Here is a 16507-nt window from a genome sequence, read left to right on the forward strand (position 1 = left end):
CGAAGATGCTTGCGCGACCTGCGCGGCGGGGACGACCCCACCGCGTGGTGGCCTCGCAAGCTAGCCTTTCGTCCAGCTTTATCCGATAGCGCCGCTACGACTAGGCGTAGGCACCTGCAGCTTGCGTGCGCTCGGCTTCAATCCGTGCCTTGAGGTTATTCAGATAGTCCTCCACGTAGGACTGGGCCATCGACACCGGCAGGTTGATTCCGGCCGTCGCCGCTTCTTGAATTGCCTGCTTCACCAAGCCTTCTCGAATCGCTATCTTGACCTCGGGGCCGGCGATGCAGCCCACGGCCTGCGCCGCAAGACTGAGCCCGGCTTCCTCCAGCGCCTTCTTCATGTTGCCGCCGCTGATCGCGGTGTGCAGAAGATTTGCAGCTTGCGCTTCGGCCTCGATCACCATTGAAGCAAGATCGGCCAGTTCGCCCAGCCCTGGAATGAAGCCGAGTACACCAACGGCCGTCGCTGTCCAGTCGAGCACCTTCGAGCCTACCTTGAGCACGTCATCAAGTGCGTGCATGAGGGCGCCACCGTTCTTCTTGGGAGACTTGATGTCGGGCTGGTCTGCCACGCCAATCATCATGTTCGCGGTGGCCTCCTGTTCGGCCGGCGTTTGAGCGGCATGCGTTTTCAATTGCGGAGCGGCGCGGTTCGCACCAGACATGTTGTTGAAGAACTGGTTGAAATCGTTTCTGCTGATGTTTCCGGAATCGACCGTATGGCCGCCGCCGAAGTCGAAAAACTTGTGGTGGGTTTTGTAACCAGTAATCGCGTTGTTCATCAACCCGAACAGCACAGGATCCGAGAGCAGCTGGGAAGCCGCGCTTCGCACCTCAGGGGAAAGGCTCTTGTCGTCCACCATACTCACGAGCTTTTCCCGGGTCAGATCGCCATTTCCAAAGAAAGCGTCCTGGTTCTTGTTGATCGTGTTTAGTGTGCTCAGCTCGGGTCGAGTGAGACTCATCGATGACGAAGCGACCTGCAGGAAGTCCTCTTTGTGGACCTTATCTATCGAGCCGCCGTACAACTGCTTCCATTGATCCGGGTGGTCGAGAAAATATTGAGCTGCCGCGAGGACCTGTGGGGGGCATTTGCCAATGTCGGCGTTGCCGTCCACGATGCGCTTGAAATCCGCAAGGCTCAAGTTCTTGGGCAGGTTATCGGAATAGCGGTAGAGTTCGCGCAAGGCATCGGTCAGTGTCATGACCGATGGCTCACCGTTCCCGGTACCGTCGGAAGGCATGTAGTTCTGCTCGTAGGTCCGCGCCCGCTGCTCCTGGAACGCGGCAACTTGAGGGTGATGGTCGGAAAAGCCGCTGAGATCGCCCGCTTTGATCCTGCCGCCACAGCGGCCGTCGCCTTGCGAACCGATCGCATAGAAGAGCTCCGGGTCCTGTTGCAGTGCCTCGATCGCCGCCTTTAGATCCGGCGGTGTCGAGGGATCGTTGGCCAAATCTCCCAGAGACTTCCAATCAAGCGGGCATTTGTCCTTATGGCGGTTCAGCACAGAGACAATCTGCAGTTCCGCATTAGTCAGCGTGCCACCGTTCCAGGTGATCCTTGAGCTTTGTACGGGCGCTTCCGCAATGATTGGGCTGCCGGCAGCACAGGACGGCTGTGGGTCATCCTGATATGCATCCAATGCTGCCCTTATCTCTGGTGGCAGGATATTCCGCGCCTCCTGCGTGAGTTCATCAGTCAGTTGCTTGGTTGATTCTGTGGAGGCCGCCACTTGCGGTGCTGAATGATCGTTGGTCGTATCTTTCGAGGAGAGGCTGGCCAGCATCGCCTGAAAGCTGGAAAAGTCCTGCGCCGAAGAGGGCGGGGCGGGCATTCCGGGGAAAGCCACAGTTGAGTTGGCGGTTGGCGATAGGTCGACTGACATTACACGTCCTCCGATGTAAGTGTGCACCACAAGACGGTCACCGGCGCGGCCCGAGATCGCGACGAACAAGGAGTGTTGATCGGCAGAGTTCAACAGGTCCTACCACTTGCATCCTGTTGCTCAGTGCGCCTTCAGCGCTCAGTTTCGCGACTATCCATGGGAACACCGCCGTCCAGATATTCACGCCGTATGGTAAAACGGACAACCTTTCGAGAAGCTGACGGCGCGGTGTAGCTCTCACGATTTAACGCTCATCTGAGATGCTGAGTGCACCGAGTGCCGCTTGAATGCATCAAAGCTGATCGGATTCAAGATCAGCAGTCGGCTTTGCTCCTCGTGCGCGTCGGATATGTAAAGCACCGCCCATCGTAGTACCATTGAAGATTATAGAGATTGATCAAGCGGTCGAGAAACTCTCGCGCTGGGAGTTCCGGTAGCCGCCCGCGAATCCGCCCCTTCACTTCAGTACTTACATTGACCCGGATATTCCGATTGTGACCGAATTCCTGCAGTGCGTCGCGAGGTCCTGATCCAGAACCGTGTAACTGTAAGGCGTCGATGGCAACGTCAGCGGCGCGCCGAGCGTCCTGACAACGTCAGTCAGGTGAAAACAGTAACACCTAGCACTTTCTTCAAGATGACAGCCTCCGAGATCGGATGAGTATACCTGCTATTTTTCACGACAGGATCGACACCAAAATTCGTCCCAAATTTGGAGGCCGATGCTTCTTCCTAAATGGAAGCCAGCCGCGATCATCAGGTAACGAACGCTCGTCAGCTTTCGGTCAGCTCGCTTCTCTAAGGTGCTGGCCCATTCGCACTCACGAATGCTGCCAATCTTATCACGCGACAGGAACGGTTCTTCTCATGTTGCCTGCCGTTGCCTCGACCGCTCTCAACTCGGCCGAATGTATCTCCAGCGGCTGTTCATCGGTGCGGGGCCAGTTTCATGATAGTCTTACGCAGGCGGATGCTCTTGTCCGCTTGCCGCTTCTGCTGTCGCATCGGCGGTGTAAGACCGACCTGTATACCAAAGTGCGGGCGAGTACGAAGGCACCTGCCGTCGACGCGCTTGCAAATGAGATGGGAGAAATTGCGTTGCGGATAGATTTTTCGCGTATTAATCGGTCTAAAGCTATGTTCTATGATATTTATGCTTCTGATGATCCGAGGGCATATTTCTCGATCCTCGGAGACCTGGATTATATGATCCCGGACGTGGCTGAGCCGGTTGTGCGCCAAATCCTGGCAGCGAAAGCTTCGGCAACCGGCCTTAAGCCCGTCGTGCTCGATGTTGGATGTTCATACGGCATCAACGCAGCGGTGCATCGCTTTCCGCTGACCTTCGGGGGCTTGCGTCACCGCTACGCCCGGCGTGAGATGAGAGCGATCAGTTCTGAGACACTGGTGAGTCTCGATCGCAGTTTTTATGCAGCCTGGCCTGATGTTGGGTTGGCGCGCTTTATCGGCCTCGATGTGTCGGCAGGGGCGATCAGCTATGCAAAGAGTGTTGGCCTCTTGGAGCAGGGCATCGTCGCTGACCTTGAAAAGGAGGCGCTATCGACGGACAGCGCGCGCATTCTCCGCTCCGTGGATGTTATCATGTCAACCGGATGCATCGGCTATGTTACCGAGAAGACGTTCAGCGAGATTCTCGATGCGACAGAGAAGCAACCATGGATCATCTCCTTCGTGCTACGAATGTTCCCATTTGAATCGTTGGCCGAGGCGTTTGCAAAGCGTGGTCTTGTGACAGAACGTCTTACCGGCGCGACGTTTATCCAGCGTCGCTTTCGCGATGCTGAAGAGTTTGAAAGTTGTTTGGCCAGCTTGGCGGCCCTTGGCGTGGATGCGACCGGCCTCGAATCAGAAGGGTTGCTTCATGCCGATCTGATCTTGTCTCGCCCAGAGGCGGATGCGCGGGCCACGCCTCTGGAAGACGTTGTCACCGTCGCCAGCGGCAGGGGACGGCCGATTGGACCCCGTTACGTTCATGTTGAAAGCAACGAGGGCTTGCAGGTCGCGCTGGAGCCCTGACAGTTAAGGACCACTGTGCAGCGCGCGAGTCTCTTCGGCGCTGGATCAAGAAGTCGAAAAACAAGGCCATTCTGGTCGAAGGCGCGCCAGAGCCGATGTTGTTCGCCGACGATGGATAACGACTTCGTCCAGATGCCATTTGTCGCGGCGAGCGGGAGCGCTGCGATTCAGATCGGAGAGCGGCCGTGCCGAATTCCCTCTCCACTGACGCGCGGTTTCATAGATCCATCAATGCGACACGTAGGCCAGAATTTCCTCGACTATGCGCAAGCTTAACGGAAACCGGAAAGGCAGCCCAACGGATCTCCAATCATCTGCAGCGGAAGTGACAGCGGCGGTAGAGTGGTCCGGGCGGTCGGTATGTTTTTGCCTTCTAAATCTTGACCTTCTCCAGTTGACGAATCCCGACGGGTAGTGCCTATCTCTAGTTAGTCACGGTCTTCCGTTCCCCACACCTTGTAGGTCGGAAGCTAAGAGGGAACCCGGTGCGCCGAAACGGCTACTCCGGGGCTGCCCCCGCAACTGTAAGCGGCGAGCGGTTGTCATCATGGTCACTGGCGCGACATAGCGCCGGGAAGGCCGACGGCCGCAGTGACCCGCGAGCCAGGAGACCTGCCGCGACTGAACGAAAGTCCTCGGGCGGGGTGCCCCGGTGGTCGCTTGCAGCCGGGTACATTTGCCTGGGTTCCTCGCAAGTCATCCGCCCGGCCCGCGCCTAACATCGCGGGGTTGCCGATGTCGCCGTCTTACAATTTCGATCAGCATGGTCATCTCATTGAGCCGCCGCACGTGCGGCCGCGCCCAGCTCAGGCAAGGCCTACCCCGCCTGAGTTGGGTCTTGTGTTGCCATCGCCGGCTCCGCTGCCGCGTCCCCTTGCGCCATCCCCAAGGCCGGCCGATCTCAAGCTCGATCGGAAGCGCGACGACCTGTTGACGCCGTTCGGCAAGCTGACGGTGACCGACCGATACCTGCTCGCCGGCGAAATGCTCCAGGACATGTTCGCGCGGGTGTCTTGCGCCTTCGCGGATGACGTTGCGCATGCCCAACGTCTCTATGATGCGATGTCTCGGCTGTGGTTCATGCCCTCCACACCGGTGCTGTCCAACGGCGGCACCACGCGTGGTCTGCCGATCTCCTGCTTCCTTAACTCGGTGTCGGACTCGCTCGAAGGCATCGTCGGTACCTGGAACGAGAATGTCTGGCTTGCCTCTAACGGCGGCGGCATCGGCACCTACTGGGGCAATGTTCGCTCGATTGGCGAGAAGGTGAAGGGCGGCGTTACCTCAGGTATCATCCCATTCATCCACGTCATGGACGGCCTGACATTGGCGATCAGCCAGGGCTCGTTGCGGCGCGGCTCGGCGGCGGTCTATCTCGATATCCACCATCCCGAGATCGAGGAGTTCCTCGAGATCCGCAAGGCGTCCGGCGACTTCAACCGCAAGAGTCTCAACCTGCACCATGGAATCAACGTTACCGACGCGTTCATGCGTGCCGTGGGCGCTGGCACCGCGTTCGCTCTGCGCAGCCCGAAGACCAACGAGGTCATCCGCGAGATCGACGCCCGCCAGCTGTGGCAACGCATCCTGGAGAACCGGCTGCAGACCGGCGAGCCTTATCTGCTGTTTATTGACACCGTGAACCGGTCGCTCCCCAAGCACCAGCGCGAGCTCGGCCTCAAGGTCTCTACCTCCAACCTGTGCAGCGAAATTACCCTGCCGACCGGCATCGATCATCGTGACGAGGAGCGCACCGCGGTGTGCTGCCTGTCGTCGCTCAACCTCGAGACCTGGGACCAGTGGAATGAGAAGCCAGGCTTCATCGAGGACGTCATGCGCTTCCTCGACAACGTGCTGACCCACTTCATCATGGTGGCGCCGGACGGCATGAAGCGTGCCCGCTACGCCGCCTTGCGTGAGCGCTCCGTCGGCCTCGGCGTCATGGGCTTCCATTCATTCCTGCAGGCCAAGGGCATTCCGATGGAAAGTGTCGTGGCCAAGTCGTTCAACCTGAACATGTTCCGGAAAATCCGTCGCGATGCCGATGCGGCATCCGTGACGCTCGCGCGCGAGCGTGGGCCGTGCCCGGATGCAATGGAACGCGGCGTCATGGCGCGCTTCAGCCATAAGATCGCGATCGCGCCAACCGCCTCGATCAGCATCATTTGCGGCGGCACCAGCGCTTGCGTCGAGCCGATCCCGGCCAACATCTACACCCACAAGACCTTGTCCGGCGCCATCTCGGTGCGTAATCCGCATCTCGCCAAGCTGCTGGCCGCCAAGAGCGCCGATACTTCGGCGACCTGGCAGTCGATCATCGCGCACGAGGGTTCGGTCGCCCATCTCGACATCCTATCGGAGCACGAGAAAGCAGTCTTTCGCACCGCCTTCGAAATCGACCAGCGATGGATCGTCGAGCTTGCCGCCGACCGCGCCGCGTTCATTTGCCAGAGCCAGTCGATTAACCTCTATCTGCCGGCTGACGTCGATAAGTGGGACCTTCACATGCTGCATTGGACGGCATGGAAGCGCGGGGTGAAGAGCCTCTACTACTGCCGTTCAAAATCGATCTCGCGCGCGGCGTTCGCCGGCAACATCGCTGACGGCGACAAGGCGGCGCCGCCGCAGCCGCTGCAGCCGCCGCAGCAGCGCACCGACTATGAGGAGTGCCTGGCATGTCAGTGATCGATCTCTCATCCGTCGATCCACGCACGCTGATCGGCAAACAGCGCGTCGGCCTCCTCGACTCGACCGGCAGCTATGACGTCGATCGCTACGCCTGGGCTTACGAGTTCTGGAAGCGGCAGCAGCAGACCCATTGGATGGGCGAGGAGGTGCCGCTCGGCGCAGATCTCAAGGACTGGGCGTCGGACCGCGTCACCGACAGCGAGCGCGCGCTGCTCACCCAGATCTTCCGTTTCTTCACTCAGTCGGACATCGAAGTCGGCGACAATTATCTAAAGCGCTACATCCCGATCTTCCAGCCGCTCACCGTCCAGATGATGATGGCGGCCTTCACCAATATGGAGACGGTCCACATCGACGCCTATGCGCTGCTGCTCAAAACGCTCGGCATGCCCAAGACCGAGTTCGAGGCATTTCGCGGCTATGGCGAGATGCGTGCCAAGGCGGACTACATGCACGAGTTCGGCGTCGACACAGTAGCCGATGTCGCCCGGACCTTGGCGATGTTCGGGGCCTTCACCGAAGGCATGGCGTTGTTCGCGAGCTTCGCGATGCTGCTCAATTTCCCCCGCCACAACAAGATGAACGGCATGGGACAGATCGTCAGCTGGTCAGTGCGCGACGAGAGTCTGCATTGTGAGGGCATCATCAAGCTGTTTCACGAATGGAACTGCGAAACCGGCGCAGTGACGCGCTCCGTCCGTGACGATATCGTCGACGTCGCCAAGACCATGGTGAAGCTGGAGGAGAACTTCGTCGATCTTGCCTTCGGCCTCGGCAGGATCGAGGGCATGAGACCTGAGCAGATCCACGCCTACGTCCGCTATGTCGCCGACTGGCGACTGACCCAGCTGCGGATTGCCCCGGTCTTCGGCTTCTTCGAAGCCAAGGAGGGCGGGTTCGCCCAGCGCAAGGCGCATCCGCTGCCTTGGCTCGTCGAGATTCTCAATGGCGTCGAGCACGCCAATTTCTTCGAGCAGCGCGCCACGGAGTACTCCAAGGCGGCGAGCCGCGGCAGCTGGGACGGCGAAGACGGGGTGTGGGCAGCTTTCGGCCGGATGTAGCCAGACGGAGCAGCGCTGTGGAGCGCCCGCCCGCGCATTTTCGGACGTTGCGAAAGTCGGCTCTGCCGCGCCTTGGCGGGGCCGCAGCGGACGTCAAGTGGCATGATCTATGCCGCTCGAAATCATGGTCGCGGCCTTCGGGACAGACGTGCCAAAGTGGAGGTGTTGAGCACAGCTAAGGGTCCGCCAGTATCGGAGTCTATTAAAAACGCTCCGGGCGGGAGAGCAAAGGCAGCGCGGTATCGGGCAACCGATCGAAGAAAACTGCGCCCGTAGATGTGCCGATGCGCAAATGACCTCAATCCCGGTTTCACGAGGCGCGCGAGGTAATCGATGTCCACGCGGTTTGCGTCAAGGCCGCCTGCAATGCGGCTTGAGAAGAATTGGTTACACGCTCGCCGCCCTTTTGGGAAGGGCGGACGGTAACCTGACTTGAATGCCGCGGGCCGGCGGCTGTGTACGTGACAATCGTGCGTGATGGTCAAGGTGGCCGACTCCGTGACGTCGGTCCATGCAAAGTGCAAGGAGGAGAAGGCAAAAGTGAGAAGAGGGCGCACTGGTGATCGTTTGTCTCGCGCCGTGCGGCTATCTTGACGTGACCAGGTCTCTGCACTGATCGATTGGGCCTTAAAGAGGGAGCTTGGCAATTTTCCGCCGGCCGGGGGCGGTCACCAACTGCTGTTGCCGTCTGCAATTTCAATCTATCGGCGCCAGGGACATGGCCCTGCCGAGGCGCGGGCCATGGTCGCTAACGGGGAGGCGGATCTTCCCCAGAATCCGCAGGTCGATCTTCAGCCAGCTCTTCGGCCAAAGGGTCGGGTCCAGCGACGGTGTGAGACGAATGAAGCCCTCTTCTCTGCGTCCGGCTGTGTGAGTAACCCCGAGACGAGTGAAAACCTTTGTGGGGTGGTCCTTGCTCGGCCTCACTCCGCTGCGCTCCAGCATATCGATCTGAGCGCCTGTGGCTGTTTGGCCAACGAAAACCCAGTAATCCTTGGCGAGACGTCCGTCCAGCATACGGAACTCGGAAAGTTCCGGTGGTGGGCATCGGAAGGACCTGGCTGAGACGGTCCGGCTTGCAATGGTCGAGCGTGGGAGGGGCCGGCGTGCGATGGCCCTGCAAGCGATAGCCCGGCACGCGACGGCCCGGCATGCCACGGCTCAGCGTGCGAAGGGCCGGCATCCACATCCTGCCATATCAGATCCTGATCGACACCAGGATGAGCCTCGATCGCCTGAGCGATCGTCTGCTGGGAGAGATACTGGGGGGCTTTCCGGTTCTGGCGCGGCGTGCAGCCGGCGTATGCGAATCATCTTCCCAACCCAAGTCGGGCGATGGATGCGCTAAATCCAGGTACGGCGAATAGGGATGGCCTGCGTCCAAATATGGCGAATAGGCATCACCCTGCGGACCGGCATGTTGTGGCGGAGCACTGGGGCGCTGGCGGAGTTCATGTCGAGGACCGTCCGGGCGTTCCTTATTCGCTGGCACGTCAGACCCCAATCCCGTGCGACTTGCTCGGAGCCAGAAGCATCCGCAGAAGACGCCTCCACGCCCGGCGAGATCATCCCCGAATGGTGGCGAAATCATCTCGGAATGCGCAGGCCGCAGCGCGTCGGTACACGCGCGCGAGATCGTCGGAATTCGTAGTTTCGCTGCCATGGGATGTTGGGCGCATCGAAACGAAGAACTCGGGGACTCCCAGCCCAAGCGCGTTCTTCAGTCACTTTGAGGGTGATAGATGAGATAAACGACGTGGCCGGACCCCAAGATCGCGTTACTTTGCCTGCTCCTCAACTCGGCCGTGTAGAGCTCACCGTTTATGGTGAACTGTATGCGCCGGTTCTGCGGGGTCGGAAGTAGGTTCCATGTGTTTAGTATGTACATCATGCCGCTGTGCGAGACCTCTCGGCCTTGGCCTTGATTGTCCCATCGGCTGTGGTTCCAATCGTCGCCGAGAAAAGGTCCGATATCCGGTAACTCCGCTCGGCGGCGATAGGCCCCTGATGATCCGGGAGACGACGAGCCGGCGCCCCGCACCGGCTGAGCATGGTCACGCAACTCGAACCGTGTGATTGGATTGAGATCAACCAGTGATTCAACGCTGCCATAAATATCTGAGGGAGCGCTGGCTGACGACGATGACGCAGGCTCGTGGAGCGGCTGACGGGATCTCCGGAATTCACTCATCTGGCTGGCGCGCGGATGATGGACGAGTTGAACGTCCCTGCGTCCTCCCGGTCCCAATGTGGCCGAGTAAAGCTGACTCTCGATGGTGAACTGTGTTGGGCCGAACTGATTCGGCAAGAGACCGACGTTACCGAGTATGTCTATCAGCGCGTCCGAGGCAGGTTGGGAACGGTGGCACCAGTTGTCGACCATATGTCCGATTTCCGGTAGCTCTTGAGGGGGCAATGATGGCCCGATGAACGACGGGGGTCTTGTGACACCACGCGCCGGCGCAGAGTCCGCATAGTCACGCAACTCAGACACTGTGGGCGCATTCGGATGAGGCACTGGCTCAAGGCCGCCGTAGATATTTGACGCCGCAGCCCTGGTAGACGACCATGGCTCGGGTTGTAGCGCCTGTTCGCTAAGCCGGTTCCAATAGCTGGGCCGCGAGCCAGGATACGGCGCGGGCGACGTCGGAGTGGGTTCTTGCATCTGCTCTCTAAACCAATCCCAAGCTCCCGTGCTCGGGGTAGCCGGCGTTGCCGGAAGCTCCTGATACGAGCTGGGCTGCAGGCCACGATGTGGTGTGGACGATGGAGTGGGTTCTTGCATCGCTTCCCTAAACCAATCCCACGCTCCCGCGCTCGGGGTGGCTGGCGTTGCCGGACGCTCCTGATACGAGCTGGGCTGCAGGCCACGGTGTGGTGCGGACGATGACGGAGCTGGTTCTTGCATTACTTCCCTAAACCAATCCCACGCTCCCTCGCTCGGGGTAGCGGGCGTTGCCGGAAGCACATGAAGCGAACTCGGCTGCGGAGCGCCTTGCCCGGCGAGCGAGTCCGCTTGTCCCGTTGGACCCAAACCCAGCGCTCGGTTCGCCTCGACAGCCCGTTGATATTGCCAGAGCCTTGGCAACGCCGTCCTGAGAAGATTCCGCAAGCGAACGTCATCGCCCGCAAACTCGTCGGCCTCGGCACGTAAAGCCCCTAGATTCTCAATCCGACCGGTGATTGACGGCTTCTGTGTCGCCTGAAGCCAGGCGCTGAACTGGCGAAGTGCCCACAGGTTCACGCCGATTTTCGGGGCCACCTCGTTGAAGCCGAGAAAAAGCACCTCGTCATCCGCGCTGGCGGAAACTTCCTGAGGCGGGAACGGCTGCGGCGCGTCGACGCGTTGTCGGTAGTTCTGAAGAAGATTCCACGCGCGTGGAAACTCTCTAAGATAGGAGCCCTTCCCAGAGTTAATATAGCGGTCTCGCTTCTCGGGATCAGCCTGAGTAATACTCACCCCGCGCTTGTTGAGCCACCTACCGAAGCTGTTAAGAGCCCTACGGTACTCCTGCATGGTTACCGGCGCAAAGCCGCGCTTAACGCCTTCGTCACACGCAGCGTTGATGAGCGCCTCGTCTTCGAGGAAGAGAGCCTCGACCCGCCGGCCGCCCCGCGGCAATGTCATCACCGACGCTCCGACTGCGGTGACGGGAGCCTCAACTGGCCGGCCGCCTCGCGTCAACGTTGTCACCGGCGCTCCGACTGCGAATTGCTCGAGCCTTGTCAACGCTGCCTCGATACGAGCGCCCAAGCGAACATCATTGGCCGCAAACTCGTTCCCCGCGGCACGCAATGCTTGAAGATTCTCTAGTTGGCTGCTGATTGGTGGCTTCTGCTTCGCCTGAAGCCAGGCGCTGAAGTTGCGCAGTATCTCTAGATCCCTTCGGATCGTGCGATCGCTTGGTCCGCTTTTCTTGGCTTCCTCGCGGATAGTGCCATCGCTGGCTCGGCTTTTCTTTGATGCCTCGCGGAATCTAGAAAAAAGCTCCTCGTCCGGGCCATCGTTCTCGCGGCTTCGCTTGGACGGCACTTCAGTCGAACGGGCGAAGGCAGTATGGGGTATGTCCACGCTTTGGCGCGTGCTGCTGAATGAGTGGCCCTGAATGGACGGCACCTGCATCGAACCGCCGACATCAGTGCGCCGAATCGCTTCACATCCGTCTGCGGTTTGCCCATCAGGCGAACCCGCTTCTGCAGAGCTCTCATAAAACGCAATGTGTTGCAGCTCGCTCAGCTGCTGCTCAAACCGCGCTTGCTGGCTCGTATTGCCCGGTTCTTGCTCCTGCTGCTCCAGCGGGGCGTTGTACGCCTGAAACTCACCAGGGCTGAATGGGTTGATGTTGTTCCGGTCCACTCTAATCGTCCTTGAGAATCTTGATTGTGCGCAAATCCGCCACTCGGACGTGTGCACGGCTCAAGGCGAGGGAGGTTTCAGCAGCAAAGCTCGTTGTCCACTCGAAAACAGCAACAAACAAGAAATTGGCGCAGCTGCAAGCCGCGATCCTCCGATTAATCGAGCCCGTCCGACCACACGGAGAACCGCGCGCTGCCACGTCCATTCCATTTGCGCTCGCTAGCGGCCTCGCCCTCGAGGATCCGGTTCTCATTTTAGGATGGTTAGCTTTCTAGAAGCTGACGAGTTCTCAGGATGATTCAACTGTATGGTTCTGGTTCTTCGTCTGTACTGAAGAGCGGTGACAACGAAAGGCATAACAGTTTACCCGCGACGAGCCAATCCTACTCGACGATGGCCAATGCGCGATGATCTCGCCTGGCGACATATCTATGACGGGAGCTCGCTGCATCGATCAAGCTAGTCACCAATGGGCGCATCAAGTAAGTGTCACGTCCTTGGACGCATCAACTGAAAATGCGCAGCAGCTCTCGGCGGAGGTCAATGCCTTCTCCATTGGCTCATTGCGAATCCTTTCGACGCCCGTCAGCTTCTCGAAAGCTAACTCTCTTAGCATGAGAGAGCGGATGTCTAGAAGGCGATGCCGCCTATCCATCTTAATGGAGATGCACGTCGGGCACCGATGCTCTGCCGGCAGCTCGGAGGCTGCACTCCACACGAGCCTGCGAAACGGTTCTCTGGAGGTCGCAATGCAAATGGCCTTCGTCGAACTATGGCTCGAGCCAAACTGTCAAAGGAGGAACAGGATGGATTTCAACTCAATCAGCCCAACGAACACAAGCCCGCAGTCCGATTCACCATCATCGCCCACGGGCCCAGCGGGCTTTGAGCGCCAGCTGCGCGAGGTCGAAGACAGTGCTCTGCCACCTGCTGCGGGATCTCCCGTGCAGCAGGGCAACGCCTACTCGCCATATCCGGACGCCCGGCATCCCTATTCGCAATATTTGGAGTCGGGGTATTCCTATTCATCACTGTTGGATTGGCACGATGATCTATATGCGCCGGCTGCGCCCTCCCCCGGGCCATTGGTGGCCGCCAGAGAAAGCTCTCCGCAGCCCGGCTCGCAGCAGCCAATTGCTCAAGCCATCGCGGAACTCCCAGAGTTTGATCCTGATCTGATTTGGCAGAATGTGGAAGCCGGACCATCGCAGGCTGGACCATCGCAAGCTGGACCGTCTCAGGCCGGACCTTCGCAAGCCGGGCCGTCCTCGTCCGCCGGGGCTGCGCTGCCGGAGCTCACAAATTTCATTCCCGAGAACGAGCGTCTCATAGCCGACCGCTGGGTCTTCCTTCCCCATACGGCCTCGGATGCCCAGATCAACATACTAAGGAGGGCCGGCCGCTTGCCTAGCAATACCTCCCGGACCACAACCTTCACCATGCTAGGTATGCCCCACACAGCCGAATTTCGACAAGAGGGGTTCGTTCGTATCAAACCGTCGATGGACGCGGGCGTTTGGCCTGGACAATCGCGCGGCGACGCGACCACCGGGTAAGCATTTCATAGCCCCGCCCGCGGAGCGGACATACTCGCGCCGCCAGCAGACCTTCGCGACGTCGCCGACGGCGAGCACTTGCCGACGTCCTTTCTGGCCGGTGTCGACGATCTTGGCCATCTTGGCCTCCCGCCAAGATGAGTGTACTCAATCATGAGTTATGCGTCCTTTCAGAGAATCGGTCAGGTATTGGCGGCTCATCGGAATACCAGGAGTCCGCACGACCTAGCGTGCGCGCCACTGAGCCGCTGCTCAAAGCCGGTCGCATCCGTAGACGGTTCTGGTGAGTCGGGTTCTCGGCTCATATTCGCTGGACCTATTGCATTGAAGTCCATTCTGTCACTCCTTTCCCATAATGAGCGGATCGAACGATACGAAGGCTCATGCCCTGCGGCTCCGACGCAGTTGGTGGTTCGGAGGCTCGCGTTGGCCTTTAAGCCCTCGAGCTTTCGTCAAAACTGGCGCTTACCGACTTCCGCTCGCGCCTAGGGTGGCTGGTTGCCCACGTCCGTTGCGGTCGGTAGCAGGCGCCGCTGTCCAGACATCCGCACGCTCATGCTGGGCGCATTAGCTTTCGAAAAGCTGACGATCGGACGGATTGAGCGAATGCAGATCGGATCGACCTTGGCTGAAGGTTTCTCCCATCGGTTGGTCACCTCTGGCCCGTGCCAGCTTCGCGCACGGTGCCGTCCGGATGCATCGCGTCGGGCGAATAATGCCCTTCCGGGCGTCCGTCCCGAATAACCACGCTCGAGGAGCCGCGAAACAACATCAAAACCGAATCCCGCGGCGGCCTTTCGGCGGTGGCGGGATTTCGCCGCGCCTGCGCCTCCGCCACAAGGCCCTTCAGCGTCTGGTCCACCAGCGCGATGAAGCGTGGCGGGCCCGAAGCCAGGACGAGGCCATCTCCCGGGGCCGGTTTCACGATATAGCGCTCATCGGAGATGTTGAGTGCATCGAGCGCGGTCTTGAACGCATCGAAGCTGATCGGGCTCAACACCACCAGTCGGCTTTGCGCCTCGTGGGCCGCGGATATGTAAAGCACGAGGCCGTCATAATACCATTGAAGATTGTACAGGTTGGTCAAACGCTCGAGGAACTCGCGCGGTGGTAGGTCCGGCATTCGTCCGCGAATCCGGCCCTTCACTTCAGTGCTGACATTGACTCTGATGTTGAGATTGTTGCCAAACTCCTGCAGTGCGGCAGCAAGGTCCTGATCCAGAACCGTATAGCTGTAAGGGGTCGACGGCAGCGAGAGAGGCGCGCCGAGCGCCCTGACCATTCCAAGGCAGATGAAACCTCCTGCGTAAAGAATTCTCTTCAATACCATCGTGGATCGGACAAACATTCCTGAAGGCCTTCCGCCTGAGAATTAAACCTGGAATTTCGGTCCAGCCTGGACGCCAAACGTGATCTTTAAATGACGCAAGGCGGCGCATCCTCGTCAGGTTTTCGTCAGCTCACCGCTCTACGATCTTGATCCGTTCAGTGTCGACAACGCCTGGTTTCATCAACGAGCGCAATGACTCCTTATATGATGTTAGGCGCAACGCCGATCTCACCCAATTCAGCCGACTGTCTTGCAAATGCCTGCTCGGCGGCAGCTCCCAGCGAGCAGGCGCACTTTGAGCAGTCTCTTGCGCAGGCGGCCTCCAATCCGGGGGGGACGTCATCGGTCGTAGATAGAGCCGCAGTCGTTCCGCCGGTATCGGAAGTGCAGCGCGCGAACACGCTGGCGAATCCGCCGGGCGATCGCATCCTTCAAGTGCTTTCTACCATGTACCACGGCCATGTCGGTGCTCCGGCGGTCGGTAGTGTGTCGTCTGCGCCGAGCGTCGTCCAGCCTGGACCCGCCGCGCAGCCGCTGTTGCAGCCGCTCGACATCGGCACGAATACGACGGTTAAACCGGTAGCGGCAGATTTCGATTCGATGATAGTGAATCTGCGGAATGTCTACCGGGACGTCGTCCAGGTGTCCCTTGTCTCTAAGAGCACCAGCGCCGTGAGTTCGTCTCTGAACAAGCTGCTTTCGGCGGGCTGAATGAAGCTGATGCCTGGTGTGATGTGCAGTGCGGGCAGCGGCAGCCGTCAATCGTGGCGACGGCTTCGCGTTTGCCTTGCTCTACCCCTTCTTGTTCCGTTGATCGGCTGCAAAGCTGATCTTTACAGTAAGATTCAGGAGCGTGAAGCCAACGAGATGCTTGCGCTTCTCCTCGGCAAGGGTGTCGATGCAGTTCGTGTTGTCGCCAAGGATGGGACCAGCACGATCCAGGTCGAGGAAAGGCAGCTCGCCTATTCGATTGACTTGCTCAATGTTGAGGGGTTGCCGCGCCAATCTTTCAAGAATCTTGGCGAGGTGTTCAAGGGATCGGGCCTCGTTGCCTCCCCGATTGAGGAGCGGGCCCGTTACGTTTATGCCCTCAGCGAAGAATTGTCGCGCACCATTAGCGATATCGATGGCGTCCTTTCCGCCCGGGTCCACGTGGTCCTTCCTAAAAACGATCTGTTGCGGCAAGATGCGACCCCGTCCTCAGCGTCGGTTTTCATCCGACATGGCTCCAACGCAAAGCTCTCGGCGCTGTTGCCTCAGATCAAGATGCTCGTAGCCAACAGCATCGAAGGGCTGTCCTACGACAAGGTGGCCGTGGTCTTCGTGCCGGTTGAGCGAACTCCGCTTGAGCAGCCAGCGTCGCCGGCAGCGGCTTCAGTTCAATCCGCAAAATCTGCTTCAACGCCGTGGCTTGCGCTTGGGGTTGGAGGCGCCGGCGCCGTATTCGTCATTGCGTCTTATCTGTTGTTCGGTGCGCGTCTTCGTCAGTTCGGGCAATCATCGCGCAACCTGATCATGTTCAGCAGGCGTTCGAATGTGCCCGCCGTTCAGGCTGCTGGTAAGAAGATCATGCCTGATGCGACATAGCCA

The 16507-nt window shown here is 59.5% G+C and carries 9 protein-coding genes, 2 pseudogenes and 1 riboswitch; of the genes and pseudogenes, 5 read left to right on the top strand and 6 right to left on the bottom strand.

The genetic code is table 11. The features are described from left to right. Positions 1-100 precede the first annotated feature (100 nt). Together XH93_RS08730 and XH93_RS42055 are read right to left on the bottom strand one after the other, a co-directional pair. Entirely contained in the window at positions 101-1789 is a 1689-nt protein-coding gene (locus tag XH93_RS08730) for an HrpF/NolX family T3SS translocon protein (protein WP_194475048.1), read from the bottom strand. Positions 1790-2135: 346 nt separating this feature from the next. Next, a pseudogene (locus tag XH93_RS42055) lies at positions 2136-2492 on the bottom strand (nodulation protein NolW); the annotation flags it as partial. Between the two features lie 479 nt (positions 2493-2971). On the opposite strand from XH93_RS42055, the gene XH93_RS08735 reads away from it, so the two are divergent. Then, positions 2972-3925: a class I SAM-dependent methyltransferase gene (locus tag XH93_RS08735; RefSeq protein ID WP_194475049.1), complete on the top strand. Its 954-nt coding sequence runs from the start codon at positions 2972-2974 to the stop codon at positions 3923-3925. A 13-nt stretch (positions 3926-3938) separates the two neighbouring features. Here XH93_RS08735 and XH93_RS42060 read toward each other — a convergent pair. Further along, a pseudogene (locus tag XH93_RS42060) lies at positions 3939-4219 on the bottom strand (DDE-type integrase/transposase/recombinase); the annotation flags it as partial. Between the two features lie 124 nt (positions 4220-4343). Then, positions 4344-4560, top strand: a riboswitch (cobalamin riboswitch). Between the two features lie 205 nt (positions 4561-4765). Between XH93_RS42060 and XH93_RS08740 the strand changes: the two are divergent. After that, positions 4766-6610 carry a ribonucleoside-diphosphate reductase subunit alpha gene (locus XH93_RS08740; RefSeq protein ID WP_246799523.1) on the top strand — a complete coding sequence of 615 codons (1845 nt, stop codon included), beginning with the start codon at positions 4766-4768 and terminating at the stop codon, positions 6608-6610. Then, positions 6601-7674, top strand: a complete 1074-nt coding sequence (locus tag XH93_RS08745) for a ribonucleotide-diphosphate reductase subunit beta (protein ID WP_194473182.1) — start codon at positions 6601-6603, stop codon at positions 7672-7674. The genes XH93_RS08740 and XH93_RS08745 overlap by 10 nt, the downstream gene beginning before the upstream one ends. A gap of 1720 nt (positions 7675-9394) precedes the next feature. Here XH93_RS08745 and XH93_RS08750 read toward each other — a convergent pair. From XH93_RS08750 to XH93_RS08760, 3 genes are all read right to left on the bottom strand, one after another. Further along, complete coding sequence (locus tag XH93_RS08750; RefSeq protein WP_194473183.1) at positions 9395-12031, bottom strand: hypothetical protein; 2637 nt, start codon at positions 12029-12031, stop codon at positions 9395-9397. A gap of 1442 nt (positions 12032-13473) precedes the next feature. Continuing rightward, complete coding sequence (locus XH93_RS08755; RefSeq protein ID WP_194473184.1) at positions 13474-13707, bottom strand: hypothetical protein; 234 nt, start codon at positions 13705-13707, stop codon at positions 13474-13476. Positions 13708-14239: 532 nt separating this feature from the next. Next, entirely contained in the window at positions 14240-14935 is a 696-nt protein-coding gene (locus tag XH93_RS08760) for a secretin N-terminal domain-containing protein (RefSeq protein ID WP_194473185.1), read from the bottom strand. 174 nt (positions 14936-15109) lie between these two features. On the opposite strand from XH93_RS08760, the gene XH93_RS08765 reads away from it, so the two are divergent. Then, positions 15110-15628 carry a nodulation protein NolB gene (locus XH93_RS08765; protein ID WP_246799524.1) on the top strand — a complete coding sequence of 173 codons (519 nt, stop codon included), beginning with the start codon at positions 15110-15112 and terminating at the stop codon, positions 15626-15628. Then, a complete protein-coding gene (gene sctJ, locus XH93_RS08770; protein WP_194473186.1) occupies positions 15629-16504 on the top strand; it encodes a type III secretion system inner membrane ring lipoprotein SctJ in 876 nt (291 codons plus the stop codon). It begins immediately after the preceding gene. The last annotated feature ends 3 nt before the right edge of the window (positions 16505-16507 follow it).

This window comes from Bradyrhizobium sp. CCBAU 51753 (assembly GCF_015291565.1).
GTDB lineage: Bacteria > Pseudomonadota > Alphaproteobacteria > Rhizobiales > Xanthobacteraceae > Bradyrhizobium > Bradyrhizobium ivorense.